This window comes from Sphingobium sp. LB126, from assembly GCF_002795205.1.
Taxonomy (GTDB): domain Bacteria; phylum Pseudomonadota; class Alphaproteobacteria; order Sphingomonadales; family Sphingomonadaceae; genus Sphingobium; species Sphingobium chungbukense.
In genome coordinates, this window is sequence record NZ_NETV01000001.1 from 361,113 (window position 1) to 387,251 (window position 26,139).

Annotated in this window: 24 protein-coding genes; 4 read left to right on the forward strand and 20 right to left on the reverse strand. The window is 64.4% G+C overall.

The window, feature by feature from the left end; all coding sequences use genetic code 11:
* Window positions 1-297: 297 nt before the first annotated feature.
* The 10 genes from CAF53_RS01680 to CAF53_RS01725 all read right to left on the reverse strand — a co-directional run bounded on the left by CAF53_RS01680 (window position 298) and on the right by CAF53_RS01725 (window position 10,031).
* Complete coding sequence (locus tag CAF53_RS01680; protein WP_157801169.1) at window positions 298-813, reverse strand: DUF6438 domain-containing protein; 516 nt, start codon at window positions 811-813, stop codon at window positions 298-300.
* A gap of 141 nt (window positions 814-954) precedes the next feature.
* Window positions 955-1,359, reverse strand: coding sequence for a ribonuclease inhibitor (locus tag CAF53_RS01685; RefSeq protein WP_100237088.1), 405 nt, complete (start codon window positions 1,357-1,359; stop codon window positions 955-957).
* 121 nt (window positions 1,360-1,480) lie between these two features.
* Window positions 1,481-2,176 (reverse strand): ribulose-phosphate 3-epimerase, encoded by a 696-nt coding sequence (rpe, locus tag CAF53_RS01690; RefSeq protein ID WP_100237089.1) that lies wholly within the window; start codon window positions 2,174-2,176, stop codon window positions 1,481-1,483.
* A complete protein-coding gene (cbbX, locus tag CAF53_RS01695; protein ID WP_100237090.1) occupies window positions 2,173-3,105 on the reverse strand; it encodes a CbbX protein in 933 nt (310 codons plus the stop codon). Before cbbX ends, rpe begins: the two co-directional genes overlap by 4 nt.
* A complete protein-coding gene (locus tag CAF53_RS01700; RefSeq protein ID WP_100237091.1) occupies window positions 3,102-3,491 on the reverse strand; it encodes a ribulose bisphosphate carboxylase small subunit in 390 nt (129 codons plus the stop codon). Before CAF53_RS01700 ends, cbbX begins: the two co-directional genes overlap by 4 nt.
* Window positions 3,492-3,520: 29 nt before the next feature.
* The gene (locus CAF53_RS01705; RefSeq protein ID WP_100237092.1) at window positions 3,521-4,981 is read right to left on the reverse strand and encodes a form I ribulose bisphosphate carboxylase large subunit; all 1,461 of its coding nucleotides are present in this window, start codon (window positions 4,979-4,981) and stop codon (window positions 3,521-3,523) included.
* A gap of 17 nt (window positions 4,982-4,998) precedes the next feature.
* Window positions 4,999-6,078, reverse strand: coding sequence for a class II fructose-bisphosphate aldolase (fba, locus tag CAF53_RS01710; protein WP_100237093.1), 1,080 nt, complete (start codon window positions 6,076-6,078; stop codon window positions 4,999-5,001).
* Between the two features lie 3 nt (window positions 6,079-6,081).
* A complete protein-coding gene (tkt, locus tag CAF53_RS01715; protein ID WP_100237094.1) occupies window positions 6,082-8,115 on the reverse strand; it encodes a transketolase in 2,034 nt (677 codons plus the stop codon).
* 1 nt (window position 8,116) lies between these two features.
* A complete protein-coding gene (locus CAF53_RS01720) occupies window positions 8,117-8,986 on the reverse strand; it encodes a phosphoribulokinase (protein WP_100237095.1) in 870 nt (289 codons plus the stop codon).
* Between the two features lie 13 nt (window positions 8,987-8,999).
* On the reverse strand, window positions 9,000-10,031 hold the full coding sequence (locus CAF53_RS01725) for a class 1 fructose-bisphosphatase (protein ID WP_100237096.1): 1,032 nt from the start codon (window positions 10,029-10,031) through the stop codon (window positions 9,000-9,002).
* Window positions 10,032-10,140: 109 nt separating this feature from the next.
* Here CAF53_RS01725 and CAF53_RS01730 point away from each other — a divergent pair, with 109 nt between their 5' ends.
* Window positions 10,141-11,058 carry a LysR family transcriptional regulator gene (locus tag CAF53_RS01730; protein WP_100237097.1) on the forward strand — a complete coding sequence of 306 codons (918 nt, stop codon included), beginning with the start codon at window positions 10,141-10,143 and terminating at the stop codon, window positions 11,056-11,058.
* A gap of 19 nt (window positions 11,059-11,077) precedes the next feature.
* Here CAF53_RS01730 and CAF53_RS01735 read toward each other — a convergent pair whose 3' ends face one another.
* From CAF53_RS01735 to CAF53_RS01760, 6 genes are read right to left on the reverse strand one after another with little or no spacing between them, the layout of a single operon-like run.
* Window positions 11,078-11,824 (reverse strand): 2OG-Fe dioxygenase family protein, encoded by a 747-nt coding sequence (locus CAF53_RS01735; protein ID WP_197707329.1) that lies wholly within the window; start codon window positions 11,822-11,824, stop codon window positions 11,078-11,080.
* 26 nt (window positions 11,825-11,850) lie between these two features.
* Entirely contained in the window at window positions 11,851-11,997 is a 147-nt protein-coding gene (locus CAF53_RS01740) for a DUF2474 domain-containing protein (protein WP_100237098.1), read from the reverse strand.
* On the reverse strand, window positions 11,997-13,004 hold the full coding sequence (gene cydB / locus CAF53_RS01745) for a cytochrome d ubiquinol oxidase subunit II (RefSeq protein WP_100237099.1): 1,008 nt from the start codon (window positions 13,002-13,004) through the stop codon (window positions 11,997-11,999). Before cydB ends, CAF53_RS01740 begins: the two co-directional genes overlap by 1 nt.
* Before the next feature lie 2 nt (window positions 13,005-13,006).
* Window positions 13,007-14,428: a cytochrome ubiquinol oxidase subunit I gene (locus tag CAF53_RS01750; RefSeq protein ID WP_100237100.1), complete on the reverse strand. Its 1,422-nt coding sequence runs from the start codon at window positions 14,426-14,428 to the stop codon at window positions 13,007-13,009.
* Window positions 14,416-15,420, reverse strand: coding sequence for a carbon-nitrogen hydrolase family protein (locus CAF53_RS01755; RefSeq protein ID WP_100237101.1), 1,005 nt, complete (start codon window positions 15,418-15,420; stop codon window positions 14,416-14,418). The genes CAF53_RS01750 and CAF53_RS01755 overlap by 13 nt, the downstream gene beginning before the upstream one ends.
* A 19-nt stretch (window positions 15,421-15,439) precedes the next feature.
* Entirely contained in the window at window positions 15,440-16,819 is a 1,380-nt protein-coding gene (locus tag CAF53_RS01760; RefSeq protein ID WP_100237102.1) for a PLP-dependent aminotransferase family protein, read from the reverse strand.
* 381 nt (window positions 16,820-17,200) lie between these two features.
* Here CAF53_RS01760 and CAF53_RS01765 point away from each other — a divergent pair, with 381 nt between their 5' ends.
* Window positions 17,201-17,896, forward strand: a complete 696-nt coding sequence (locus tag CAF53_RS01765; RefSeq protein WP_100237103.1) for a hypothetical protein — start codon at window positions 17,201-17,203, stop codon at window positions 17,894-17,896.
* Window positions 17,897-17,967: 71 nt separating this feature from the next.
* Here the strand turns inward: CAF53_RS01765 and CAF53_RS01770 are convergent, their stop codons facing one another.
* The 4 genes from CAF53_RS01770 to CAF53_RS01785 form a co-directional block, all read right to left on the reverse strand.
* Window positions 17,968-19,464 carry a catalase gene (locus tag CAF53_RS01770; protein ID WP_100237104.1) on the reverse strand — a complete coding sequence of 499 codons (1,497 nt, stop codon included), beginning with the start codon at window positions 19,462-19,464 and terminating at the stop codon, window positions 17,968-17,970.
* A gap of 134 nt (window positions 19,465-19,598) precedes the next feature.
* Window positions 19,599-20,729, reverse strand: coding sequence for a histidinol-phosphate transaminase (gene hisC, locus CAF53_RS01775; RefSeq protein ID WP_100237105.1), 1,131 nt, complete (start codon window positions 20,727-20,729; stop codon window positions 19,599-19,601).
* Entirely contained in the window at window positions 20,722-21,438 is a 717-nt protein-coding gene (locus CAF53_RS01780; RefSeq protein ID WP_347337855.1) for a sterol desaturase family protein, read from the reverse strand. Before CAF53_RS01780 ends, hisC begins: the two co-directional genes overlap by 8 nt.
* Before the next feature lie 198 nt (window positions 21,439-21,636).
* On the reverse strand, window positions 21,637-23,037 hold the full coding sequence (locus CAF53_RS01785) for a PLP-dependent aminotransferase family protein (RefSeq protein WP_100237107.1): 1,401 nt from the start codon (window positions 23,035-23,037) through the stop codon (window positions 21,637-21,639).
* Between the two features lie 112 nt (window positions 23,038-23,149).
* Here CAF53_RS01785 and hemA point away from each other — a divergent pair, with 112 nt between their 5' ends.
* Both hemA and CAF53_RS01795 read left to right on the forward strand, forming a co-directional pair.
* A complete protein-coding gene (gene hemA, locus CAF53_RS01790) occupies window positions 23,150-24,373 on the forward strand; it encodes a 5-aminolevulinate synthase (RefSeq protein ID WP_100237108.1) in 1,224 nt (407 codons plus the stop codon).
* A 14-nt stretch (window positions 24,374-24,387) separates the two neighbouring features.
* A complete protein-coding gene (locus tag CAF53_RS01795; RefSeq protein ID WP_242443358.1) occupies window positions 24,388-26,097 on the forward strand; it encodes a DUF2849 domain-containing protein in 1,710 nt (569 codons plus the stop codon).
* The last annotated feature ends 42 nt before the right edge of the window (window positions 26,098-26,139 follow it).

The window sequence follows — 26,139 nt, forward strand, 5'->3', positions numbered from 1 at the left end:
GCCGCAGGCAATGGGCGGCGCCTCAGATGGTCCCCAGGTTGCTCCAACGGTTGGGAGATTTGGCCCGCCTGGCAAGCCAGAGGCGACCGAACACTTTCTAGTGAGCCCAAACGCGTCGCAAGTGGCGTGCCCGTTTTGCTCGGGGCGGTGAAGCCCAGGCGCTGGCTCGCACCGCGCGAGAGCCTGGTTCTGGAAATGTAAGCCGATCGAACAGGCTTCAGGGCAACGGCTCCGCTTGTTCATAAGGGGTGTTCCGACGTCGGAACACCCCTTTCCCGTTCGCCTCGCGAGCTGGAATCAGCCCCGAGATACACCCGGGCTCTGGGTCTGCTTCGCATATCCGGCGACACCGAGCAGGCCCGGCAGATGGTCAACCGCGGCGTTGAGCCGCTTGTTCGTCGGCGAAAAGCAGCCAGTGTCGTGCCGCAGCACGGTCTCCCGGCCGTTCGACTCCTTCCAGACGATCCTGAAATGTGGATGATCGGTAACCCGGTCCACGCATTTGGTATCCGCGGTCGTGCCGTTGGCGGGGCGGAACGATGCGAGCGAGCGCAGGACCCTGCGATAGGTCGCCGGCGTCTTGCGCACGCTCCGGTCGCCCAGAACGGCGGTATGCCGCTCGCCATGGAAGAGCACGGTCCCGTCCGCCTGGATCTTGAGATCGTAAACCGGACAGAATCCATAGCAGGGTTCAAAAGAAACCGAGACCGATTCCCGCGAAGTCCATCCTTTGGCGAACACTACGTCTGACACACTCGTCATCGCGACAACAAATGCAGTCAATACAGTCAATCGCAGCGTCGAATTTTTCACGATGGATTATCCATTTCCTTAAATCCCCAATTTTTATTCCGAGATATTCTTCTATTCCTCGTCTTATGACTCGGTTCTTTGCGCTTTCATGAACGCTGGATCCGCTCGTGCAATTTTAATCGGGCGAAAGAAGGAACGCGATCAGGCCTTCACGAGATCGATGTTCGGATGGTCGGCGATGATGTCCAAGACGATCTCGAAATAGGTCTTGCCCTCGCCGGTCTCGAGCGCGTCTAGGCTGCGCTGAATCTGCGTTGCATCGAAGGTCTTGGGGTGTTCGAGTTTCTGGCGATGCCAGCCTCGCGCGGCCTCAAGGCCGAGATCGGTCGCGCTCTTCTCGATTTCCCGCCAGACCAACGTCACCGGTTCATCGCCGCTGATCGCGCCGAAACCGCCGTAGAATAGATCGTTCAACCCATCGAGGCTCTCGCCGAGCTTCCAGTCCTCGTCGGCCATGAAGATGCGATTGATCTCGCCATAGAAGGACCGGATATCATGGATGGCGCCGCCTTCGATCGTGAAGGTCTTTCGCGCGTCGGTCGTCATTGAAATAGAGCCTCTTCGATTGCGCTCGCAACAACAGCGAGATGCCGCCCTCTAGTTCTGTGATCGCTGCGGCGGGGATGCTTGTATCCCCGTCGGGGCGGATTTTCTGCCTGGCCCTTCCTCAAGCGACCGCGCGATTGACGCTGGTTCCGTCGACCGCGATACTCTCCCGGATAGTGGCGATGTTCTCGCCATAAGCTTCGCCGGTTCCGCCTCGGAAAATCGCCGAGCCGGCTACGAGGACGTTGGCGCCCGCGGCGCAGACCAGCGGGGCGGTCTCGGCGGTGATGCCCCCATCGACCTCGATATCGATCGGCCGCTCGCCGATCAGCGCGTGCAGCCGGCCGATCTTGTCGACGGCGGACGGGATGAAGGACTGCCCGCCAAAGCCCGGATTGACGCTCATGACCAGGACTAGGTCGATGCGATCGAGCACATAGCCGATCGCCGATTCCGGGGTCGATGGGTTGAGCGCCACGCCCGCTTTCTTTCCCAGCGAGCGGATGAGCTGGAGCGAGCGGTCGAGGTGCGGAGTTGCCTCGGCATGGATGGTGATGATGTCGGCGCCTGCCTCGGCAAAGGCGGGGATGAAGGCGTCGCACGGCTCGATCATCAGATGGCAGTCGAAGGGCAACTGGCTCCATCGCCGCAGCGCCTTGATGACGGGCGGACCGAAGGTCAGGTTCGGCACAAAATGGCCGTCCATGACGTCGAGGTGCAGCCATTGCGCACCAGCGCGCTCGACCGCCTCGATCTCCTCCCCTAGCCGCGAGAAATCCGCGGAAAGGAGCGAGGGCGCGATGATCGGACGCATCATCGCGCCGCCTCGCCGTCGGGCGAGCTCTGGGTAAAGACGCGGCTCTGCGCGATGTCAGGCGCGCGGATGGTGCCGAGTTCGGCGGCACTCACGGTGCCGTCGGCGCCACCGAAAAGCCGCACCGCCTGACGCAGCCTGGCGCGATCGAGACCGTTGCGGATGGAACGGGCGTTGGCGAAATGCGGTTGGGCACGGCGCAACGCGACGTAGCGCTCCATCAGTGCGCGCGCCTCCTCGTCAAATGCATAATTCTGTTCGGCCAGCAACCGGTCCGCGATGGTGACGAGTTCGATGTCGTCATAATCGGGAAAGTCGACATGGTGGGCGATACGCGAGCGGAATCCGGGATTGCTGGCGAAGAAGGTGTCCATCCGGTCGGCATAGCCGGCAAGGATCACAACCAGGTCGTCTCGGTTATTCTCCATCACCTGAAGCAGGATCTCGATGGCCTCCTGACCATAGTCGCGCTCGTTCTCGGGCCGGTAGAGATAATAGGCCTCGTCGATGAAGAGCACGCCGCCCATCGCCTGCTTGAGCACTTCGCGGGTCTTGGGCGCGGTGTGGCCGATATATTGCCCGACCAGGTCGTCGCGGGTCACCGTGACCAGATGGCCCTTGCGAACATAGCCGAGGCGGTGGAGGATTTCCGCCATGCGCATCGCGACCGTGGTCTTGCCCGTGCCGGGGTTGCCGGTGAAGCTCATGTGCAGCGTCGGCGGCGCGGAGGCGAGGCCGAGCGCCTTGCGCGCGCGCTCAACCACCAGCAGCGCACCGATTTCGCGGATGCGCTGCTTGACCGGCGCCAACCCCACCAGCTCGCGATCAAGCGTCTCGATCACCTCCGCAACGCCCGAGGATGCGAACTCGGCGTGCAGATCGAATGTGGCCGGCGGCGCGGCGCCGCTCTGGACGGGTTCGGCCGGTCTCATCGCTGGAGCTCGAGCGTGACGTTGGCGGTACGTCCGCGGACGTCCTGCCGGATGACGTGCAGCGTCGGCTCGAAGGCCGGGCGATGGACGATGAACGACATCCGGACCGTCTCGAAGCCGCGAGTGGAATCGAACGCGTTGAGCCGGATATAGCATTCCGGATAGGCCGTGCGGCATTCGGCGAGTTCGACCATGACGCCCTTGGCGTCGCGCAGGTCGAACATCGGATTGCCCCACATCTCCCAATAGGTGTTGCGCGGGTGCGGATCCTGGGTGAACTCGATCCCGATCGCCCATTCGTTGCGCAGGCAATATTCGACCTGGGCGGAGATCTGCTCGTCGCTGAGGTCGGGCAGGAAGGAGAAGCATCCTTGTGTGATGCGCATTGCATCGGTCCTTTCGGTTCGGTCTTCGCTCAGGCGACGCTGGCCGTCGGCACGAAGTCGGAGGTGTCGGTCGAGGCATAGTTGAAGGTGACGTCGCCCCAGGTCTCGAGCGCGGCCGCGAGCGGCTGGCACCAGCGGGCGGCGTCACGAAGGATCTCCGGCCCTTCCGATGCGATGTCGCGCCCCTCATTGCGGGCGAGCACCATCGCCTCGAGCGCGACGCGATTGGCGGTGGCGCCGGCCTGGATCCCCATCGGGTGACCGATCGTGCCGCCGCCGAACTGCAGAACGGCGTCGTCACCGAACAGGTCGAGGAGCTGGTGCATCTGCCCTGCATGAATGCCGCCCGAGGCGACCGGCATGATCTTGAGGAGATCGCCCCAGTCCTGGTCGAAGAAGATGCCGCGTTCGAGATCGACCTTGTTCTGCATCTCGCGGCAGACGTTGTAATAGCCTTGGACCGTGCGCGGATCGCCTTCCAGCTTGCCGACGGCGGTGCCGGCATGGAGATGGTCCACGCCCGCAAGGCGCAACCACTTGGCGATCACGCGGAACGAGATGCCGTGGTTCTTCTGCCGCGTATAGGTTCCGTGCCCGGCGCGGTGCATGTGGAGGATCATGTCGTTCTGGCGGCACCATTCCGAGATGGACTGGATCGCGGTCCAGCCGATCACCAGGTCCACCATGACGATGACCGAGCCCAGCTCCTTGGCGAACTCGGCGCGGCGGTACATCTCCTCCATCGTCCCGGCGGTGATGTTCAGATAATGGCCCTTGATCTCGCCGCTCGCGGCGCTCGCGCGGTTGACCGCTTCCATGCAGTAGAGGAACCGGTCGCGCCAATGCATGAAGGCCTGCGAGTTGATATTCTCGTCATCCTTCATGAAATCGAGGCCGCCCTTGAGGCCCTCATAGACGACCCGGCCATAATTCTTGCCTGACAGGCCGAGCTTGGGCTTGGTCGTCGCGCCGAGCAGCGGGCGTCCGAACTTGTCGAGCCGTTCGCGCTCGACGACGATGCCCGTCGGCGGCCCCTTGAAGGTCTTCACATAGGCGACCGGGAACCGCATGTCCTCGAGCCGCGCGGCCTTGAGCGGCTTGAACGAAAAGACGTTGCCGATAAGCGACGCGGTCAGGTTCGTGATCGATCCCGGCTCGAACAGGATGAGGTCATAGGCGACATAGCAGAAATACTGCCCCGGCACGCCGGGCACCGGATCGATCCGGTAGGCCTTGGCGCGATACTGGTCGCACGCGGTGAGCCGGTCGGTCCAGACGACGGTCCAGGTGGCGGTCGAGCTTTCGCCGGCTACCGCCGCGGCCGCCTCGATCGGATCGACGCCTTCCTGCGGCGTGACCCGGAACAGGGCGAGAATATCGGTGTCCTTGGGCTGATAGTCGCCGTCCCAATAGCCCATCTGCGCATATTTGAGCACGCCCGCCTTATAGCGCTCTGAGCCGCGGACCTGCGTGTGGCTTTCTGTGTCCATTGTCTCTTCTCCCGAATTCATGCGGCGTCTGGGCGGGCGGTCGCCGGTGCGAGCGCTCCCGAGGTGTAGCGGCGTGCCATCTCGGCGAGCGCGATGGGCCGGATGCGCGATGCATTGCCCGCCGCGCCGAACGCCTCAAACCGTTCGCGGCACAGGTCGCGCATGGCGTCCATCGCGGGCTTGAGGAATTTGCGCGGGTCGAACTCGGAGGGATGCTCGCGAGCGATCCGGCGGAACTGGCCGGTCATCGCCATGCGGCAATCCGTGTCGATGTTGACCTTGCGGACGCCGTGCGCGATGCCGCGCACGATCTCCGCGACGGGGACGCCGAACGTCTGCGGCATCGCGCCGCCATTGTCGTTGATGACGTTTTGCAGCTCCTGCGGCACCGAGGAGGAGCCGTGCATCACCAGATGCACGTTCGGCAGCCGGCTGTGGATCTCCTCGATGACCCCCATCGCCAGGATGTCGCCATCGGGCTCGCGGGTGAACTTATAGGCTCCGTGCGACGTGCCGCACGCGATCGCCAGCGCATCGACGCCGGTGCGCAGGACGAAGTCCACCGCCTGGTCGGGGTCGGTGATCAGTTGATCGTGGTCAAGCCGCCCTCCCGCGCCGTGACCGTCCTCCGCCTCGCCCATCCCCGTCTCGAGGGAGCCCAGCACACCCAGTTCGCCCTCGACGGACGCGCCCACCGCATGGGCGAGTTCGGCGACGCGCGCGGTGATCGCGACGTTATACTCGTAGGACGCGCGCGTCTTCGCATCCGCCTCCAGCGATCCGTCCATCATCACCGATGTGAAGCCGTGACGGATCGCGCTCAGGCAGGTCGCTTGGCTGTTGCCATGGTCCTGGTGCATGCAGATGGGGATCTGCGGATAGATCTCGGCCAGCGCCTCGACCATGTGCGCGAGCATGATGTCGTTGGCATAGGAGCGCGCGCCGCGCGACGCCTGGAGGATCACCGGCGCGTCGCAGGCCTGCGCGGCGTCCATGATCGCCAGCGCCTGCTCCATATTGTTGATGTTGAAGGCGGGTACGCCATAGCCGCGCTCCGCGGCATGATCGAGCAACTGCCTCAGCGTAATCAGTGCCATGTCCTATTCCTCCAGTGCGATGCGCGCGCCGGCGACCGCGCGCTGCGCGGTGTCGACGACGGCATCTGCGGTGATCCCGAAATGCCGGTAGAGCTGGTCGGCCGGCGCCGAAGCGCCGAAGCCTTGCATGCCGATGAAAGTGCCCCGCTCCCCGATCCAGCGGTCCCAACCGAGCCGAGCCGCGGCCTCGATCGCGACGCGCGGCGCCGTACCGAGCACATCGGCGCGATAGCGCTCGTCCTGCATTTCGAAACGGTCCCAGCAGGGCATCGAGACGACGGCGGCCGCGATCGCGTGCTCGCTTGCCAGGCGCTCCGCGGCCGCGACCGCCAGCTCGACTTCTGATCCGGTCGCGAGGATCGTGACGTCGCGCCAGCCCACCGGCTCGCGCAGGACATAGGCACCGCGCGCCGCGGCGTTCTCGGTCGGCGCATGTGGATCGCGCAGCATCGGCAGGTCCTGCCGCGAGAGGACGAGAACGGTCGGGCGGTCGCGCTGGTCGAGCGCCACTTGCCAGGCCTCGGCGGTCTCGATCACGTCGGCGGGCCGGAACACGCTGAGGCCAGGGGTCGCGCGCAGCATCGCCAGATGCTCGACCGGCTGGTGGGTCGGACCGTCCTCGCCGAGCCCTATGGAATCGTGCGTCATCACATAGATCACGCCGATGCCCATCAGCGCCGAGAGCCGGATCGCGCCGCGCGCATAGTCGGCGAACGAGAGGAACGTGCCGCCATAGGGAATGAAGCCGCCGTGGAGCGCGATGCCGTTCATCGCCGCCGCCATGGCGTGCTCACGAATGCCGAAGTGAAGGTATCGCCCGCCAAAGTCCACGGCGGTGACGGCGCGCAACTGCGAGGTCATCGTCAGGTTGCTGTGCGTGAGGTCCGCCGAACCGCCGACGGTCTGGTTCGTTGTCGCGTTGATCGCCTCCAATGCGAGCTGCGAGGCTCTCCGCGTCGCGATGCGCGTCCCCTCGGCGCGGTGGCGACGGCGGAATTCATCCAGGGCTTGTCGGACGCCGCCGAGAACGGGCGACGCGTGGAAAGCCAGGAAGTCTCCGCCGCACTGCGACGCCTGGACGCGGGTCAGCCAGTCGCGGCGCGCCTGCGCTCCCCGGTGGGCGATCTGGCGCCAGGCGGCCACGATCTCGTCGGGAATCTCGAACGGCGGATGGTTCCAGCCCATCGCTGCGCGGGCGGCCGCGCAGCCGGCCTCCCCGAGAGGCGCGCCGTGCGCCTTTTCGGTCCCTTCGACCGTCGGGGCTCCCTTGCCGATTACGGTGCTGCAGGCGATCAGCACCGGCCCCTGCGCCTTTGCCACGGCCTCGAGCGCGGTGGCGATCTCCGCGTGGTCGTGGCCGTCGATGGAGAAGGTCTGCCATCCGCTCGCCCTGAAGCGCGCGGTCTGATCGGTGCGGCTCGACAGTGACGTGGCGCCGTCGATGGAGATACGGTTATCGTCCCAGAGCACAACCAGGTTGGAGAGCCGCAGGTTCCCGGCGAGGTCGATCGCCTCCTGGCTCACGCCTTCCTGCAGGCAGCCGTCGCCGGCGATGACATAGATCCGATGGTTCGAGAGCGCTTCGCCGAACCGGGCTGCTTCCATGCGCTGCGCGATCGCCATGCCGACCGCGGTAGCAATTCCCTGGCCGAGGGGACCGGTGGTCGTCTCGACTCCGAGCGTATGCCCGTATTCGGGGTGCCCCGGTGTCGTGCTGCCGAGCTGCCGAAAGGCGCGAAGCGCATCGATCGGCATGTCGGTATAGCCGAGCAGGTAATGGATCGCATATTGCAGCATCGATCCGTGACCGGCGGACAGCACGAACCGGTCTCGGTCGGGCCAGTCGGGATGCGCGGGATCGATCTTCAGGAAGCGGTGGAACAGCACCGTGGCGACATCGGCCATCCCCAGCGGCATGCCTGGATGGCCGCTATTGGCCTGTTGCACAGCGTCCATGGCGAGCGCGCGGACGGCGGCGGCCATGCGTCGCTCATCGGCCTGGTCCGCGGTCGGTGCGGCGAGATCAGGGGTGAACATGTCATTCGCTCCTGTTCTTGCGCTCGACCAGCTTGTGGACGAGCGGCGTGAAGATGAGCTGCATCGCAAGGTCGAGCTTGTCGCCGGGCACGACGATCGAATTGGCGCGCGACATGTAGCTGTTGTGGATCATCGACAGCAGGTAAGGGAAATCGATGCCTTGGGGCCGCGCGAAGCGGATGACGAGGATCGATTCCGCCGGCGTCGGGATCCAGCGCGCGATGAAAGGATTGGAGGTGTCGACGATCGGCACCCGCTGGAAGTTGATGTCCGTCTTCGAGAATTGCGGACAGATATAGTGCACATAGTCCGGCATCCGCCGAAGGATCGTGTCGGTCACCGCTTCGGTGGAATAGCCGCGCATCGCGCGGTCGCGATGGATCTTCTGGATCCATTCGAGATTGATGACGGGCACGACGCCGATCTTGAGATCGCACAGGCGCGGCAGGTCGACCTTGTCGGTGACCGCGCAGCCGTGGAGCCCTTCGTAGAAGAGCAGATCGCTTTCGGCGAAATCCTCCCATGGCGTGAAGGTGCCCGCGCGCTGCCCGAGGCGGGCGGCCTCGGCGTCGTCATGGACATAATGGCGTGTCTGCCCCTGCCCTGACCGGCCATATTCGGCGAACACGTCCTTGAGGCGTTCGAGCTCATTGGCGTCGGCGTGGAAATGGGTGAATTCGATCCCGCGCGCCTTTTGCTCGGCAACCTGGCGCTGCATCTCCTCGCGGTCGAAACGATGGAAAGCGTCGCCTTCGATGAAGGCGGCCTTGACCTTTTCGCGCGTGAAGATCTTCTCGAAGGTGTCCTTGACGGTGGTCGTGCCGGCGCCGGAGGAGCCGGTGATGGCTATGATCGGATGCTTTGCCGACATCGTCCCTCCCCCTTCAGGCGCGAAACAGGCTGCGCGAACCGAATAACGGAGCGCGTTCGCCGATGGCGGATGGATCGCTGTGGTAGCGCCCGATGCGGGCGACCTCATCGGCCGACCCGAAGACGAAGGGCGTGCGCGCGTGGAGCGTGTCGGGCACGAGATCGAGCAGACGCCGCGCGCCGTCCGTGGCCTGGCCGCCGGCCTGCTCCACGAGCATCGCGATCGGGCTGGTCTCATAGACCATGCGCAGCCGCCCGCGCCCATATCCCGGGCGCGTGTCGGCGGGGTAGAGATACACGCCGCCGCGCTGGAGAATGCGATAGCACTCGACGACCACGGCCGCGATCCAGCGCATGTTGTAGTCCTTCTCGCGCGGTCCTTCGTTCCCCTGAAGGCAATCGGCGATGTAGAGCCGGGTCGGTTCCTCCCAGTGGCGAAGGTTCGAGGCGTTGATCGCGAATTCGCCCGCTTTGCGCGGGATCTGGACGTCGCGCTGAGAAAGGACGAACGTCTCCTGGCGTGGAGAATAGACGAAGATGTATGTCCCCTCGCCCCATGTCAGGACGAGCGACAGCTGGGGACCATAGATGAAGAACCCGGCGGCGAGCTGCGCTGCACCCGGCTGAAGAAAGCTCGCCAGCGGATCGGCCCCGTCCAGCACGGGCAGGACTGAGAAGATCGTTCCGATCGAGACATTGGTCGTGATGTTGGACGAGCCGTCAAGCGGGTCGATCGCGACGGCGAGCGGACCATCTGGCCGCAGTCGGACGGGCTGATCGAGTTCCTCGCTCGCATAGAGCCCGACCGGAGCGTCACGCAGCGCGGCCATGAAGAGTTCGTCCGCACGAACGTCGAGCTCATACTGAGTGTCGCCGTCGCTGTTCTGCGTTCCGCGCTGCGCAGTGAGCGCCGCACCCATCGCGCCATCCGCGATGATATCGCGCACTGAAACCGCAGCTTGGGCGATCCCATCGATCACCGCTGCGACATCCGCGCGGGAGCCCCCGTCACTGGCAAGCGTCTCAAGTGTCCGTTCCAGCGTCACCGCCTTCTCTCCCTTTTTGTTATCGGGCTGAAGCGAACGTCGCCTGCTCCGATGATTTAGCCAAGTTTATTCTATTGACCTATGAAATAAGGAAACTTAACTCTTAGGCATGCTCAACCTCTCGCTTCGCCAGCTCAACGCCGTGCGAGCCGTGGCCCGGACCGGTCGGGTCAACCAGGCAGCGCAGGAACTTGGGCTTACGCCGCCGGCGGTCACGCTGCAGATCCAGCAGGTCGAATTGGAAGTCGGCGGGTCGATCTTCGATCGAACCAAGGCCGGCCTGGTACCCACCGAGCTTGGCCTCGCGGTCATCTCGGGCGCGGACGACCTGCATGCGCGCATGGCCGCGCTGTCCGACGAGATCGATGCGCTGGTGCATGGGCGGATGGGCCGCGTGCGGATGGGCGTTGTTTCCACCGCCAAATATTTCGCGCCGGCAATGATCGCCGCCTTCCAGGCCGCGCATCCTCATATCGAGATCCGCCTGTTCGTCGGCAATCGGGCGGAGACGATTACGCGGATCCGCCAGCGTGCGCTTGACGTGGTGATCATGGGACGCCCGCCGCGCCGGATAGCTTTGGAGGCGGCGGTCATTGGCGATCATCCGCTCGTCGTGATCGCGCCACCCGACCATCCGCTTGCCCGAGAGCGGATGATCACGAAGGAGCGATTGGCGAACGAGTTGTTCCTGCTGCGCGAGAGCGGATCGGGAACCCGTATGGCCCTTGAACTCTATTTCACCGACGTGCCCGCGAAGATGGACAATCTGGGCACGGAAATGGGATCGAACGAATCGATCAAGCAGGCGGTGATGGCTGGGTTGGGCGTTGCGATGATCTCCGCGCACACAGTTGCGCAGGAAGTGCATCAGGGAAGGCTCGTGGTGCTGGCCGCGGAGGCAACGCCGATCGTGCGCCAGTGGTTTTGCATAACAATGACCGGTCGCGCGCTCACCCCCGCCGCCGCGGCGCTCCGCGATTTCCTGATCAGCGAGGGCTCGGACATGCTGCCGCGGTCCACCTTCTGAGAAGCATAGGACATGGCTTCTATCTCCGCGTTGTCGGGCGCCTGTCGATGCAGCTCTCCTCGCGGAAGGTCAGCACCAGGGCATCGCGGATGGCGCTGTCCGGTCCTTTCACCGGCTTTATAGGGCTAACGACGTGCTGCACGCGCCGATCGTCGAGCACGACCATTTCGAAGGGTGACGCCAACTCGACCTCCGCGAGGAGGCGGCCTTCCAGATCCCGGATGCCTGTCAGCCCGCCAACCAGGTTCTGGCGCGCGATCAGCATCATGATGACGAGCGTCACCCCGTCCTGGTGCAGGCCTTCGGGAGTCGGGGTTGCCCGCTCGAACGGCTTCGCCTCGATGCGGAACTGGTGCATCTCGCCGTGCCAGTTGATCTCCGCGGTCTCCGAGATCCGGCGCGCGAACGCCGCCCCGAGGCCCAGGATGCCGTGTGTTATCGGATGGTCGGCGATCTCGGGCTCAACGGGTGAGAACCAGCGATCCACCCCGCCGTTCAGCTGGTTGTGAATGCGGCTCTGATAGTGCGGCTGGTGCGGCTTGCGCGCTATGGTGTCACCATCGAGACCAAAGGTCGCGAACCGGCGTTTGCGATAGGTACCGCCGTCTCCCATCCATCGATCCGGATCGAGGCGATCCCAGCTGTCGGCGTAGGGGCGATAACCTTCGGATGCCAGGCCGAGCAGGCCCTGCCACTGCGTCGCCTCGAGTCGGGCAAAGCCGGTCGATCGAAGCTGGGCAACGGCTTTCTGCATCGTCTCGTCCAACGGGGCTCGCCACACGGGGCAGTGGTTCATCCTGTCGTCAGTCCCGCAAGATTCATGAGCCAGCGAAATCCCATCGCGACAATGCCAAGCGCGAGGACGCTCGCTGCCCAGATCAGTACGAGCCAGCCGAAGCGGCCGAGCCACAGGCGGCGCGGACGGTCCGTGGCGCGCATCAGTGATAGCCCTCCCCGACCCGGACTTTTCCGCGGAAGACGTAATAGGACCAGGCGGTGTAGGCGAGGATGAACGGGATGATGAAGAGCGCTCCGACCAGCGCGAAACCGAGACTCTCGGGCGGCGAGGCTGCTTCCCAGATAGATATGGCCGGCGGGATGATGTTCGGCCAAAGGCTGATCGCGAGGCCGGTATAGCCGAGGAATAGCAGGAGCAGTGTCAGCACGAAGGGCGCGGCATGGCTGTCTCGCGAGAGCGAGCGCAGGATGAGGCCAGTCGCGATCAGCACCAACAGAGGCACAGGTAGGAAGAAATAGAGGTTGGGCAGGGAGAACCAGCGACCCGCCACCTCTGGATGGGCAAAAGGCGTCCAGAGACTGACGACGCCGATGATGACGAACAACGCGATTGTCACTGGCCGTGCCAGCCGGCGCATGCGCTGCTGAAGCGTGCCTTCGGTCTTCATCACCAACCATGTGCTCCCGAGCAGCGCATAGGCGACGAGCAACCCCACGCCGGTGAACAAACTGAAAGGGGTAAGCCAGTCGAGAAGGCCGCCGGCATAAGCACCCTTCTCGACGCGGAAGCCGTTGATGAAAGCGCCGAGCGCCACGCCCTGAAAGAAGGTGGCGATGTAGGAGCCCCAGGCGAAGGCCTTGTCCCAGAACAGCTTGTGCCCCTCGTCCGCCTTGAAGCGGAACTCGAAGGCGACGCCGCGCCAGATGAGCCCTGCGAGCATCAGCACCAGCGGCAGATAGAGCGCGCTCAGGATCACCGAATAGGCCATTGGGAAGGCTGCCAGCAGCGCCGCGCCGCCCAGCACCAGCCAGGTCTCGTTGCCGTCCCAGACCGGCGCCACGGTGTTCACCATGGTGTCTCGATCCTCGCGGGCTGGAACGAAGGGCGACAGGATCCCGATGCCGAGATCGAAGCCGTCCATGATGACGTACATCATCAGGCCAAAGGCGATGATGATCGCCCAGAGAAGCGGAAGGTCGATTCCCATCGTTAGTCTCCCTGGCCAATCGGGTCGATATCGTCGGGCGCGGCCGACAGCGGTCGGGCGGGCCGCAAGGCCTGGCCCTTCTCGTGTGCGGCTTCGCCGTCAGCGCTAGCGTGGGGGCCCTTGGCCGCAAGCTTCATCATGTAGCTGATGCCGGTGCCGAACACCGCGCAGTACATGACGATGAAGAGGATCAGCGTCGTCGACAGCGCGAGCGCGCTATGGTTCGAAACCGCGTCCCTGGTGCGCATGACGCCATAGACCACCCAGGGCTGACGGCCGATCTCCGTGGTCATCCAACCAGCGAGGATCGCGATGCTGCCCGAAGGCCCCATGAGGAGCGCGAAGCGCAGGAACCATCGGTTCTCGTAGAGACGCCGTCGCCAGCGCAGCCAGAGCGCCCAGACGCCGAGCAGCAGCATGAGCATGCCGAGCCCGACCATCACGCGGAATGTCCAGAAGACGATCGTCGAGTTGGGCCGATCCTCGGGCGCGAATTCCTTCAGGCCCGGGATTTGACCATAGAGCTCATGGGTAAGGATCAGGCTGCCGAGATACGGCACCTCGATCGCATAATGGGTCTCCTCGGCCTTCATGTCGGGCACGCCGAACAGGATCAGCGGCACGCTTTCGCCCTTGGTATTCTCCCAATGGCCTTCGACCGCAGCGATCTTGGCCGGCTGGTGCTTGAGCGTGTTGAGGCCGTGGGCGTCACCGACCGCGATCTGGATCGGCGCTACGATCAGCATCATCCACATCGCCATCGAGAGCATGGTGCGAACCGCCGGCGTGTCGCGGCGTTTCAGCAGATGCCAGGCGCCCGAGGCGCCGACGAACAGCGCGGTCGAGAGATAGGCCGCGATCGTCATGTGCGCGAGGCGATAGGGGAACGACGGGTTGAAGATAACCTTCATCCAGTCGGTCGGTACGACGCGGCCGTTGATGATCTCGAAGCCCTGAGGGGTCTGCATCCAGCTGTTAGAGGCGAGGATCCAGGTCGCGGAGATCAGCGTGCCTATCGCAACCATGATGGTGGCGAAGAAATGAAGGCCGGGCCCAACCTTGTTCCAGCCGAACAGCATGACGCCGAGGAAACCGGCCTCCAGGAAGAAGGCCGTCAGCACCTCATAAGCGAGCAGCGGCCCGGTGATGCTACCGGCGAAGGTGGAGAAATAGCTCCAGTTGGTACCGAACTGGTAAGCCATGACCAGGCCGGAGACGACGCCCATCGCGAAGTTGACCGCGAAGATCCCCGACCAGAAATGATAGAGATCGCGATAGACCGTGTCCTTCTTCCAAAGCCAGAGGCCTTCAAGGACTGCGAGATAGCTGGCGAGGCCGATCGTGATCGCCGGGAAGATGATGTGGAAGGAAACCGTGAACCCGAACTGGATGCGGGCCAGTTCGAGCGCCGTTAATCCGAACATGCTTTCGCCTCCCCTGTTGCAGCGGCAGCGTCAGATTCGTGCAGTGCTGCGAATTCAGCCTGTCGCGCGAAGACAACCGGCGACTTCGCGCCGGTATCCACTGAAAGATGAAAGACATCTGGCCGCGAATAGTGGCCGACGACATCGAGATCATATTTGCCGCGGACGATCACGCGCCGATCGATATCGGCGATCCTGATCATCTCGCCGGAGAAGTCCGGTTCGACCAGGATATTGCCGAGCGGATCGACGATGCAGGAGCCGCCGCGGATGAGCACGGTCTTGGGATCATCGCCCTGGATTGCATCGTAACCGGGCGGAGCGTCCGCGCGCGTGAGATATTGGCAGGCCGAGATCACGAAGCACCGGCCCTCGATCGCGATGGTCCGCATGGTCGGCAGCCAGGTGTCGCGATCGTCGACCGTCGGCGCGCAATAGAGCTCGATCCCCTGCGCATACATCGCCGTGCGCAGGAGCGGCATGTAGTTCTCCCAGCAGATCACGCTTCCGATTCGGCCAATCGGCGTGTTGACAACACCGATGGTCGAGCCGTCGCCAAAGCCCCAGACCAGGCGCTCTAGCGCCGTCGGCATGAGCTTGCGGTGCTTCGAGAGAAGCCGTCCGTTCGGTCCAAAGGTCAGCGAGCTGCAATAGAGGGTGCCGCCGTCGCGCTCGATCACGCCTACGACGAGATGGACATTGTTGGAAAGCGCGATCTCGCCGAGCCGAGCCGCCTCCGCGCCGGGCACGTCGATCGCGCTCTCATAATAGCGCAGGAAGTCATCCCTGCCCTGCGGGCTGCGGCTTCCAAGCCGCGCACCGAAGTCGAGCCCCTTGGGATAGCCGCCGACGAACGCCTCCGGGAACACGACCAGGGAAGCACCGGAGCTGGCCGCCTCGCGGGTGAGATTGGCCAGCTTGGCGATGGTCTTGGGCGTGTCGAAGAGAACGGGTGCGGCCTGGACAACGGCGGCCTTGAACGTGTCGGACATGGGGCTGCTCCTTGGGAGGCTAGACGACGGCCTTGGTACCGAGCGCCGGCTCGGAGATCAGGCCCGCCAATTGGGTCAATCCATCTTCCAGCACACCACGATCAGGCGCGACGCCGATCGAGATGCGGACCGCTTCCACGGGATGGGCGGTGATGGCGAACGTCGATGCGGGCACGATCGAGACGCCGGCGCGGTCGGCATGATCCGCAAAGTCGGTCGCCCGCCAATGTTCCGGGAGATAGAGCCAGAGATGATGACCGTGGACATCGGCCGAAAAGCGGCATCCATCGAGGATCCCGGCAGCGAGCTTCTGGCGCACCATATTCTCCTCGGCGATCGCCGCGGTCACCTCGTCGAGCGAGCCCTCGACGATCCAGCGGCTCGCCAACGCCGACATGAGCGGCGGCGCCATGAGGATCGTCGCACGCAATACAGCGGCGAGCCGGCGCGCCTTTCCCGCGTTCGGCGCGATCACATAGGCGATGCGCAGCGCCGGCGTCACGCATTTGGACAGCGTGGCGATATGCCAGGTGATATCGTCTGCCAGCTCGACCATCGCAGGCAAGCGCACCGGCCGCAGCGGTGCATAGGAATCGTCCTCGAAGATCACGACGCCATATTCGCGGGCCAGCGCAACCAGCGCGCGCCGCCGCTCTTCGGGCAAGGTCGCGGTGGTGGGGTTGTCGATCGTCGGCACGACATAGAGCGCCTTCGGCTTCTTGTCCCGGCACGCCTTGTCGAAAGCGTCGGGGATGATGCCGTACTCGTCCATCGCGAGGGGTTCCAGGACGAGGCCTTTCTGGGCCGCCACCGCCTTGAGGCCGGGATAGGTCATAGCGCCTGCCGCCACGACGTCGCCTTGGGTCAGGAGCAGTTCGCAGATCGCGAAGAGCGCGCACTGCGCGCCGCCCGTCACGATGATCCGTTCGGCCGTCACTGAGTCGATCCTCTGACCGAGCCACGACGCGGCGGCCTTGCGGTCGGGCTCGATGCCGTTGCTCTCCTGATAATGGAGGGTCATCAGGCCGCGCGGGCTGCCGAGTACGCTGGTCACGCCCTGCGGGAAGATCCGGCGGAAATCCATCGCGCTCGGCTGCGGCGGGATGTTCATGCTGAGGTCGAGGACCGGCTGAAGAACGTCGGGCGAGTCCGCGCCCTCCATGCTCTCCGAGATGAAGGTGCCGCGGCCGGCCTGGGCCTGGATGAGCCCGCGCCGTCGGGCCTCGTTGAACGCGCGGGTAACGGTGGTGAGGTCGACCTCGAGCGCTTCCGCGATCGCGCGCTGAGGCGGGACGCGGTCGCCGCGCGCCACTTTTCCCGAGCGGATATCCGCCTCAAGCGCCTCGACAATGCCGAGATACTTCATGGGCGAGGCTTCATTCAGGCGCGGTCGCCACATGGCTTTGATCCTCTACCGATGTGTATGGCTATTGAACATACAATGCTGTATAGCCTGTATGGCAAGCGATGAAAAGACCTGATCCGCGGGGCCAGCCGATGTTTTCTAGCGCCGATGCATTCCTCGCATCGGCCGTTTTTTTCGAGGACGGAAGGAACGCCAACGAAGCCGTCTTCAATCTCATCAAGCGGCGAAATGCCTCGATCCTCGCCCCTTCTGGCGGTGATGTCGTGCAACCCTAAATTGCACCGGTCCGATTTTTCCGCGGAGCCAGACTTGGGAGATCGCGCCGGCGTTGATCGCTGCCTCGACTTGCTCCGATAGGCTTATGTGAACACCAGGGGTTCATGACAGGTCGGATAATTGGCCAGAAAGGAGCGGATGGTGAGTTTCGAAGCGGCGCGGGCCTTGTGGATGCGGGCGGATGAGCGACGGCGCTGGATTGGCGACGATCATGGTGATCCCTACGAAACGGCCCTCATTACCCAACGCGTCTCCGTCGAGATGCAGATCTCGCTCAAGGAGTTGCTTGAGCATCTCCGATCCGCGCTGGATTATTCGGCGCGCGCCGTCTGCGCCGCCTGCGCGCCGCTGACCGGGAAGGAGAAGATCTATTTCCCGATCGCCCAGCCGAGCGCGAGAGCGGAGGATTTCCGCGGCCTCGTCGGCAAGAACATGCCTGGCGTGATCCAAGCCCGTCCCGAGCTCATTGCGATCCTCGCTTCTTTTCAAGCCTTCCATGGTCCGCAAAATCTGTGGCTCAGCGATCTCGCGACCTTGGCGAACGTCGCGAAGCACGAATATCTCGAGGTCAACGAATCCGCCGAGGTTCCGCACGAGATCACCTTGATCGGACCCAATGCCTATATGTCGAAGACCCATTCTGGCGACATCCGCATGGATGGCCGGGGATTGACCGTGCTGCGGAGCGATCCGTCCCGCTCGGACGGCGTTGGCAGGATGGGTTTCCTATGCCTCCAGCCGGTCCGCCGCGAGCTACTCAGCTTCCTAAGGGACGCGATGCCTCAGACACTGCGCATCGTCGAAGAGCTGGAGATTGCGCTGCTGGACGCCTAATCCGCTTTTGGAGCGGCGATCTCCGCAATTGCGAAGATGCCGTGCGGGCGAGCCCGCACGGCATCCTTGATTCAGGCTTCGCCCATGCCTTCGGCGGGCTTCGGCGCGCCGCCGTAGCGGACCTTGTCCTCGATGCGCTGGCCAACGCCGGCATCGATGCTCTTCCAATAGTCGAAGGCGCGGCTCAGCACCGGCTCGCGGACGCCGCCCAGAAGGCTCGCGGAGACCTGATCGACCAGCGCCGTCCGCTGGGCGTCGTCGAATACCTCGCGAACCAGGGTCCCCGCCTGACCGAAATCATCGTCGTCGGCGTGGAGAGTGTAGGCGCTGCGCACCATCTCGCCATCGGCTTCCCAGCCGTCGTCGGCCGGGCCGGTTTCATCGGCCCAGGGTCGGCCGCCGGCATTCGGCACATAGGTCGGCGCCGCGCCGCTATGATCGAACGTCATCTGGCCGTCGAACATATAGGTGTTCACAGGCACCTTCGGCCGGTTGACCGGGAGCTGGTGGAAGTTGGTGCCGATGCGGTTCCGCTGCGCATCGTTATAGGCGAAGGCCCGGGCGAGCAGCATCTTGTCGGGCGAAAGCCCGATGCCGGGTACGGTGTTGCCGGGCGAGAAGGCCGCCTGTTCGATCTGGGCGAAGAAATTCTCCGGGTTGCGGTTGAGCGTCATCGTGCCCACCGGGATCAGCGGATAGTCGGCGTGCGGCCATGTCTTCGTCAGGTCGAACGGATTGAAGCGATAGTTCGCCGCGTCCGCATAGGGCATGATCTGCACCGAGAGGTTCCAGACCGGGAATTCGCTGCGCGCAATCGCCTCGAACAAGTCGCGGCGGTGATAGTCGGCATCCGCGCCCGCCATGGCGGCAGCTTCGGCATTGTCGAAGAAGCGCATGCCCTGGGCGGTATGGAAGTGATACTTCACCCAGAATTTCTCGCCGGCGGCGTTGACCCACATGTAGGTATGCGAGCCATAGCCGTTCATATGGCGCCAGCTGCGCGGCAGGCCGCGCTCGCCCATCAGATAGGTGACCTGGTGCGCGGTCTCCGGATTACCGGTCCAGAAGTCCCACTGCATGTTGTTGTCGCGCAGGCCGGAGTCCGGCAGCCGCCTTTGGCTGCGGATGAAGTGCGGGAACTTGATCCCGTCGCGAATGAAGAAGATCGGCGTGTTGTTGCCGACCAAGTCGTAATTACCTTCGTCCGTGTAGAATTTCAGCGAGAAGCCGCGCACGTCGCGCCAGGTGTCAGGGCTGCCCTGCTCGCCCGCTACGGTCGAGAAGCGCGCGAGCATGTCGGTCTTCGCACCCTTCTGGAACAGCGCGGCCTTGGTGTAGGCGGAGAGATCCTCGGTCGTCTCGAGGACACCGAACGCGCCGGAGCCCTTCGCGTGCGGCTGGCGCTCGGGCACCTTCTCGCGATTGAAGTGAGCGATCTGCTCCAGGAAATGGACATCGTGGAGAACGATCGGACCGTTCGGCCCGATGGTCAGGGAGTTCCGGTCGCTGCGCGCCGGAGCTCCGGTGCTCATCGTTGACGCTGTCGCCTTTACGCTGCTGTCCGCCATATTCAGTCCTCCTGTCGTGCATTACGGGATCAATATTTGAAGTCGATTTCGTTCTAGCGACTGCCATTGATCGACGCACTCGAAGAGAATCCGCCACAGTGATCGATAAAGCCGCTCAAAGGAGCGGATGCGACTCAAGCGCCTGCGATCGCGTTTCCTGGGCTTTGATTATCGTTCAGCGCCGTCGCGGGAGCAATTCCGGTGATCCCGTCGATTGCACTGAGCAGGCAATCATTTTCGCGCGCGGTCCCGATGGTGATCCGCAGACAGTCGGCGAGACGGTGCTGATCGAACCAGCGAACATGGATGTGCTCGTTCGCCAGAGCGCTATAGATCGCGGCCGCTTTCCCGAGCGTCTCAGGTACCCGGAGGAGGATGAAATTAGCTTCCGACGGAAACACGTGGAAGCCGCGCTCCCGCAGAGCCATGGAAACGCGATGGCGCTCGCCACGCACGAAGTCCCAGCTCGCGCGTGTCGTTTCGACGTCGCCCAGGGCGACCGTCGCGACATGCTGGGCGATGGCATCGACATTGTAGCTGTCGCGTACCTTGTTCAGTATCGGCTCGATGAGATTGGCCGACCCCAGCCCATAGCCAAGTCGCAGGCCAGCGAGCGAATGCCCCTTGCTGAGCGTACGCACGAGCAGGAGGTTGGGCAGATACTGGATCAACGAAACCAGGTCATGGCCGTGAACCGGGTCGGCGAAGTCGACATAGGCCTCGTCGACCAGCAGCACGCCCTGAAACTCGGCGGCCAAGCGAGCGATCACGCCCGACAGGATGAGGCGGCCGGTCGGAGCGTGCGGATTGGTCAGCAGCGCGAGCCGCGCACCGGCCTTGTTCCAGCGGTCGGCGATGTCGCCGGGCAGATTCCAATCGTCGTCGAGCGCGACGCGGGCGACCGGGCAATCCTGGATCGTCGCGAGGACGCCATAAAGATTGTAGCCAGGGTCGGTGATCCCGATCGCATGACCGGGCACGCCAAAGGTCGTCACCGCCAATCGGAGCAGTTCATCGCTGCCGTTCGTAGCGATCACCTGTTCCAGCTCGCAACCATGATAGTCCGCGATCGCGCGCCGGAGCTGCCCCGCCTGCGGATCGGGATAGCGCTGGAGCATCACGGGCGTGATGTCCGAGAGCGCCTTCACGACCGTGCTCGACGGCGCGAGCGGGTTCTCATTGGTGTTGAGCTTGATCGCCGGGGCGAGCGGCTGCTCTCCCGGCACATAGCCAGCCATGCGGCGGATATTGGGGCGCTCATACATTGCGGGATCGTCCGTTGTTGCGAGGGCGGACTGGGGTCGGAGCCGCGGACATGCGCGCGACCCAGGGCCAGCGGCGCGCGGCCTCCTCGTCATAGCCCAGATTGAAGACGGTCGGGCTTTTCATCGGCCGGTCGCGGCGCTCGTAGAGCGTCCCGAACAGCCGGTCCCAGGCGAAATTGGTGATGCCGAAATTGCCGTCCTCATCGTGGAAATGATGCGCGAGATGGCGCGCCTTCATCTCCGCGAACATGCGGTTGCGCGGCTTGTAGGGGAGATGCTCGACGCAATGCACGAACTCATAGAAGCAGGTGATGAGCAGCCCGGCCGCGAAGGCCATCATCGCGGCGCCGAAGCCGCCGATGAGCCAGCCGATCGGCATGGTCGCGACCGCGATCGTCGGCAGCGTCGTGTAGAGCGCGCCGAACAGGACCTCGAGATGGTTCGGATCGATATGGTGGTCGTAGTGAATGCGCTTCCAGACACCCGCGGTGAGCGGTGATTTGAACATCCAGCGGCTGTGCAGCACCCAGCGATGCAGCACATACCAGACGAGCGGATAGATCAGCCCGGCCGCGACGACGGCGGCGATGGTCTGCAGGGCCGATGACGGCCGCATCGCCGCCAGCACCCCTGAAGCGAGCGCTAGCAGTAGATAGGCCCAGACAGCCTGATATTGGAAGAAAGCGACCGTGAGGTCCCGAAACGTCATGCGATCGAGTTGGTGCCTACGTTTCCATATCCGTTGCTGCATATCGTCATGTGTCCCTTCATGCGCCGAACCGCACGATTCCGGCTTTGGGGGGCGGCAGGGAGCCGGGGCGCCGGACTGATGGATGGCGCAGCAATCGTGCGATTCGACACCCGATTATATGCACATTGACTGCATACACTGTCAATGCAATTCGCGTCACACAACCAGGGACGACATTGCCGGAGCCTGCTGGAGGAGATCCCCGATCGTCGACAGGCCATCGGTGAGCCGCTCACGGGTCGCGGGCGCGCCGAGCCCCAGGCGAACCGCCTCGACCAGATGGGAGACCGCGAAGGAGTCGCTCGGCACGACGCCGATACCGGCCTGCCGCAGGCGCGCGGCGAATTCCCCGCGCGTCCAGGGCGCGGCCAGCGGGAGCCAGGAATGGAAAGCGTTGCGCGCGGTCACCAATCCGTGCGCGCCGAGCAGGCGAGATGCTATCGCGCGGCGCGCCTCGGTCTCGGCCCGGATCGCAACGACCACCTGATCAGCCAGGCCCGTCTCGATCCAGCGCGTTGCAATCGCTGCTCCCAGCGGCGAAGCGATCGAAGTGGTGGCGCGGATCGCGCCCGAAAGGCGCACCGAAGCCCGTAGGTCGGGCACGACGACATAGGCGATCCGAAGCGCCGGCGAGAGGCACTTCGAGAGCCCGGCGACATGATAGCCGATATCAGGCGCGAGCGCGGCGAGCGGCGGAATCGCGCTTCCCGACAGCTTGCCATAGGCATCGTCCTCGATGATCTGGACGCCGAATTCCCGCGCGATTGCGACAATCGCCTTCCGCCGCTCCAGCGGCATCGTCGCGGTCGTGGGATTGTGGAGCGTCGGCGTGCAGTAGAGGACGCGCGGCTTGCGCGTGCGGCATACCGCGCGGAAATCGTCGGGATCCAGCCCGTCGCCGTCCATTGCCACCGGAACCAGCTCGATCGACAGATGGGCCGCCAGCGACCGCAGGCCGGGATAGGTCAGCGCCTCGACCGCGATCGGACCGTCCTTGACATCGAGCGCCGTCACCAGCGCCAGTAGCGCACTCTGTGCACCCGGGCAGACCAGCAAGCGCTCCGCAGACAGGTCCGGCAGTCGCTCCGCCAGCCAGGCGACACCGGCCTGACGGTCCATGCCCGCGCCGCCGACATCCTGATAGCGCAGGATGAGATCCATGCCGCCATCCGCTTCGAGGTCCCCGATACCGGCCCAGAGCTGCGCGCCGAGCGCGGCATCGTCGAACTTCGGCGGCAGGTTCATTCCCATGTCGACCAGACCCGATCCGGCGTTCAGCGGCGGCCGACCGACTCGGCCAGCACGGACATAAGTCCCCTGCCCTACACGGCCCTCCACCAGGCCGCGCTTGCGCGCTTCGGCATAGGCGCGACTCACCGTGGTGAAATCGATGTCGAGGGCGTCGGCAAGCGCGCGCTGCGGTGGCAGCCGATCGCCGGCCGAGAGCGCACCCTTCTGAATATCGGCCGCCAGCGCGTCCGCAATGGCGAGATAGAGCGGGCTAGCGCCTTCGGGGATTGCAGGGCGCCATTCGTGCGCGGGCCGTTCGTCATCCATTGTGCAAGCTTTCGTGTCCATATATATGGATATTGTATGTTGATGAGATTCGGCGCAAGACCGAAGTGTGTTCCCCACCCCTGCAAGGGATAGCAGAAGCAAGGCAGAGACCATGGATTATGTTGCGCGGTTTGAGTCGCTGATCACCGAGATGAAGCTCGATGGTCGGTATCGCACGTTCATCGAGCTGGAGCGGTTGTCGGGCGAATTCCCCACCGCGCTGTGGCGCCAAACTGATGGCGCGGCGCGCCGCGTCACGGTCTGGTGCAGCAACGACTATCTCGGGATGGGCCAGAATCGCGAGGTACTCGCCGCGATGCATGGCGCGATCGACCAGTTCGGCGCCGGCACCGGCGGCACCCGCAACATCTCCGGCACCAATCGCAGCCACGTCGCGCTTGAGACGGAGCTGGCCGACCTGCACGACAAGGAGGCGGCGCTGATCTTCACCTCGGGCTGGATCTCCAACCTGGCAGCGCTCGGCACGCTGGGCCGTGTGCTCCCGAACTGCGCGATCTTCTCCGATGCGCTCAATCACAATTCGATGATCGAGGGCATCCGCCGCTCGGGCGCCGAACGCTTCATTTTCCGCCACAACGACGCCGCTCATCTTGACGAACTGATGAGCGCGATCGATCCGGACCGTCCGAAGATCGTCGCCTTCGAGAGCGTCTATTCGATGGATGGCGATGTCGCGCCGATCGCGGACATCTGCGATGTCGCGGACAAGCATGGCGCGATCACCTATCTGGACGAAGTGCATGCCGTCGGCCTCTATGGCCCACGCGGCGGCGGCATCGCCGAGCGCGAAGGGATCGCGCATCGGCTGACCGTGATCGAGGGCACGCTCGCCAAGGCGTTCGGCGTGATGGGCGGCTATGTCGCCGGTTCCTCGCTCCTCATCGATGTGATCCGCAGCTGCGCGGACAGCTTCATCTTCACCACCTCCATCTGCCCCCATCTGGCGGCCGGCGCGGCGGCCGCGATCCGGCACCTCAAGGACAGCGGCGAGGAACGCGCGCGCCAGCAGGCGGCGGTGGACCGGCTGATCACCATGCTGCGCGAAGCCGATATGCCGGTGCCCGATACGCAGAGCCATATCGTGCCGCTGATCATCGGCGACGCGCATCTCTGCAAGGCGACCAGCGATCTGCTTCTCGCCGAACACGATATCTACGTCCAGCCGATCAACTATCCGACCGTCGCGCGCGGCCAGGAACGGCTGCGGCTGACGCCAACGCCCTTCCACACCGATGCGCACATGAAGGCGCTCATCGATGGCCTGGTGGCGGCACGTGCCCGTCTGGGTTGGAACAACCGGCTGCTCGCCGCCTGAACGAAGGATAAGCGATGGCAACGCATTTTGTAACGGCCAGCAGGCTGCGCGATGGCGCGTCGGTATGGCTTGGGGACGCCGCGAACTGGGTCGACACGGTCGAGTTCGCGCAGCGCTTCGAAGAAGAGGCACTGGAAGCGGCGCTGGAGACGGCACGCGCGGACCAGGCGGACCACCGGGTGGTGGACGTCCATCCGGCCCCGGCGCCCCTCACCTATCGCGAGCAGATCCGGGCCCACGGCCCGAGCGTGCGCACCGATCTGGGTACACAGGCCGGCCGGCCTGCGCGCGCGGAAACGCTCCCCCCGCTACCCTCGGATCTGGTGAAGTCGCCCTATGCGGGCATCTATCGCTACGATGAATATGATCGCCAGTTCCTGCGCGACCGGGCGGGGCAGTTCCGCACCCAGGTCGAACGGCGCCTCTCCGGCGAGTTGACCGAGGACGAGTTCAAGCCGCTCCGGCTGATGAACGGGCTCTATCTCCAGCTCCATGGCTATATGTTGCGCGCCGCCCTGCCCTATGGCGTGGTCAGCGCCGCGCAGATGCGCCAGCTTGCCTATGTCGCCCGGCATTTCGATCGCGGCTACGGGCATTTCACCACGCGGCAGAACATCCAGTTCAATTGGATTCGGCTGGAGGACACGCCCGACATCCTGGCCATCCTGGCCGAGGCGGACCTGCATGCGATCCAGACCAGCGGCAATTGCGTGCGCAACGTGACCACCGATCATTTCGCCGGCGCGGCCGCCGAGGAAGTAATCGATCCGCGCCTGTTCGCGGAGATCCTGCGGCAATGGTCGACCGACCATCCCGAGTTCACCTACCTGCCGCGCAAGTTCAAGATCGCGATCACCGGCGGCCCGATCGACCGTGCGGCGATCCATGTGCACGACATCGGGATCATGGCCCATCGCAATGAGGCGGGCGAACCGGGCTTCAGCTTCTATGCCGGCGGCGGCCTGGGGCGTACCCCCGTGGTCGGCGTCAAGGTGCGCGACTGGCTGCCGGTCCGGGACCTGCTGCGCTATGTCGAGGCCATCCTGCGCACCTACAATGCGCTCGGGCGGCGCGATAACATCTACAAGGCGCGGATCAAGATCCTCATCAAGGAGATGAAGTCCGAGGCCTTCATCCAGATGATAGAGGACGAGTTCGCCGCGATGCCGGCGGACTACAACGTCCTTGAGCCGGAGATCATCGCGGCCTTGCAGGCGCGGTTCGTCGAGCCCCCCTTCGAGAAGCTGCCAGCGATCTCGGCGGTGCTTGATGAAGCCTGTGGTCGCGACGCCGCCTTCGCGGCCTGGCTGCAGTCGAACAGCTATGCGCACCGGGTTCCGGGCTATGCCTGCGCGACCGTGTCGCTCAAGCCGACGGGCGGCATCCCCGGCGACATCAGCGCCGATGAGATGGAGCGGGTCGCCGATCTGGCCGACGCCTATTCGTTCGGCGAACTGCGCGTCTCGCACGAGCAGAACCTCGTCCTCCCCCATGTGCGGCTGAGCGACCTTCCCGCGCTCTGGTCGGGACTGGTCGAGGCAGGGCTCGCCAGCGCCAATATTGGTCTGGTGACGGACATCATCTCCTGCCCGGGGCTCGACTATTGCAGCCTGGCCACCTCCCGCTCGATCCCTGTCGCCCAGCGCCTCGCCGAGCGCTTCTCCGCGCCGGAACGCCAGCGCGAGATTGGACCGCTCGACCTCAATATTGTTGATTACCGTTGAGAAGTGACCCGGGATTTCCACCGAGAAGTGACCCGCCTGATA

Excerpts from the sequence above, each read along its gene's own strand:
- CAF53_RS01730 (WP_100237097.1), top strand. The coding sequence starts at position 10,141 with ATGCTCAACCTCTCGCTTCGCCAGCTCAACGCCGTGCGAGCCGTGGCC.
- CAF53_RS01780 (WP_347337855.1), bottom strand. The coding sequence starts at position 21,438 with ATGACGTTTCGGGACCTCACGGTCGCTTTCTTCCAATATCAGGCTGTC.
- cydB (WP_100237099.1), bottom strand. The coding sequence starts at position 13,004 with ATGGGAATCGACCTTCCGCTTCTCTGGGCGATCATCATCGCCTTTGGC.
- CAF53_RS01700 (WP_100237091.1), bottom strand. The coding sequence starts at position 3,491 with ATGCGCATCACACAAGGATGCTTCTCCTTCCTGCCCGACCTCAGCGAC.
- CAF53_RS01755 (WP_100237101.1), bottom strand. The coding sequence starts at position 15,420 with ATGTCCGACACGTTCAAGGCCGCCGTTGTCCAGGCCGCACCCGTTCTC.
- CAF53_RS01785 (WP_100237107.1), bottom strand. The coding sequence starts at position 23,037 with ATGGATGACGAACGGCCCGCGCACGAATGGCGCCCTGCAATCCCCGAA.
- fba (WP_100237093.1), bottom strand. The coding sequence starts at position 6,078 with ATGGCACTGATTACGCTGAGGCAGTTGCTCGATCATGCCGCGGAGCGC.
- CAF53_RS01760 (WP_100237102.1), bottom strand. The coding sequence starts at position 16,819 with ATGTGGCGACCGCGCCTGAATGAAGCCTCGCCCATGAAGTATCTCGGC.
- CAF53_RS01720 (WP_100237095.1), bottom strand. The coding sequence starts at position 8,986 with ATGTCGGCAAAGCATCCGATCATAGCCATCACCGGCTCCTCCGGCGCC.
- CAF53_RS01685 (WP_100237088.1), bottom strand. The coding sequence starts at position 1,359 with ATGACGACCGACGCGCGAAAGACCTTCACGATCGAAGGCGGCGCCATC.
- CAF53_RS01750 (WP_100237100.1), bottom strand. The coding sequence starts at position 14,428 with ATGTTCGGATTAACGGCGCTCGAACTGGCCCGCATCCAGTTCGGGTTC.
- CAF53_RS01770 (WP_100237104.1), bottom strand. The coding sequence starts at position 19,464 with ATGGCGGACAGCAGCGTAAAGGCGACAGCGTCAACGATGAGCACCGGA.
- CAF53_RS01795 (WP_242443358.1), top strand. The coding sequence starts at position 24,388 with ATGGCAACGCATTTTGTAACGGCCAGCAGGCTGCGCGATGGCGCGTCG.
- cbbX (WP_100237090.1), bottom strand. The coding sequence starts at position 3,105 with ATGAGACCGGCCGAACCCGTCCAGAGCGGCGCCGCGCCGCCGGCCACA.
- hisC (WP_100237105.1), bottom strand. The coding sequence starts at position 20,729 with ATGTATGAGCGCCCCAATATCCGCCGCATGGCTGGCTATGTGCCGGGA.
- rpe (WP_100237089.1), bottom strand. The coding sequence starts at position 2,176 with ATGATGCGTCCGATCATCGCGCCCTCGCTCCTTTCCGCGGATTTCTCG.
- CAF53_RS01740 (WP_100237098.1), bottom strand. The coding sequence starts at position 11,997 with ATGCGCGCCACGGACCGTCCGCGCCGCCTGTGGCTCGGCCGCTTCGGC.
- CAF53_RS01705 (WP_100237092.1), bottom strand. The coding sequence starts at position 4,981 with ATGGACACAGAAAGCCACACGCAGGTCCGCGGCTCAGAGCGCTATAAG.
- hemA (WP_100237108.1), top strand. The coding sequence starts at position 23,150 with ATGGATTATGTTGCGCGGTTTGAGTCGCTGATCACCGAGATGAAGCTC.
- CAF53_RS01765 (WP_100237103.1), top strand. The coding sequence starts at position 17,201 with ATGGTGAGTTTCGAAGCGGCGCGGGCCTTGTGGATGCGGGCGGATGAG.
- tkt (WP_100237094.1), bottom strand. The coding sequence starts at position 8,115 with ATGTTCACCCCTGATCTCGCCGCACCGACCGCGGACCAGGCCGATGAG.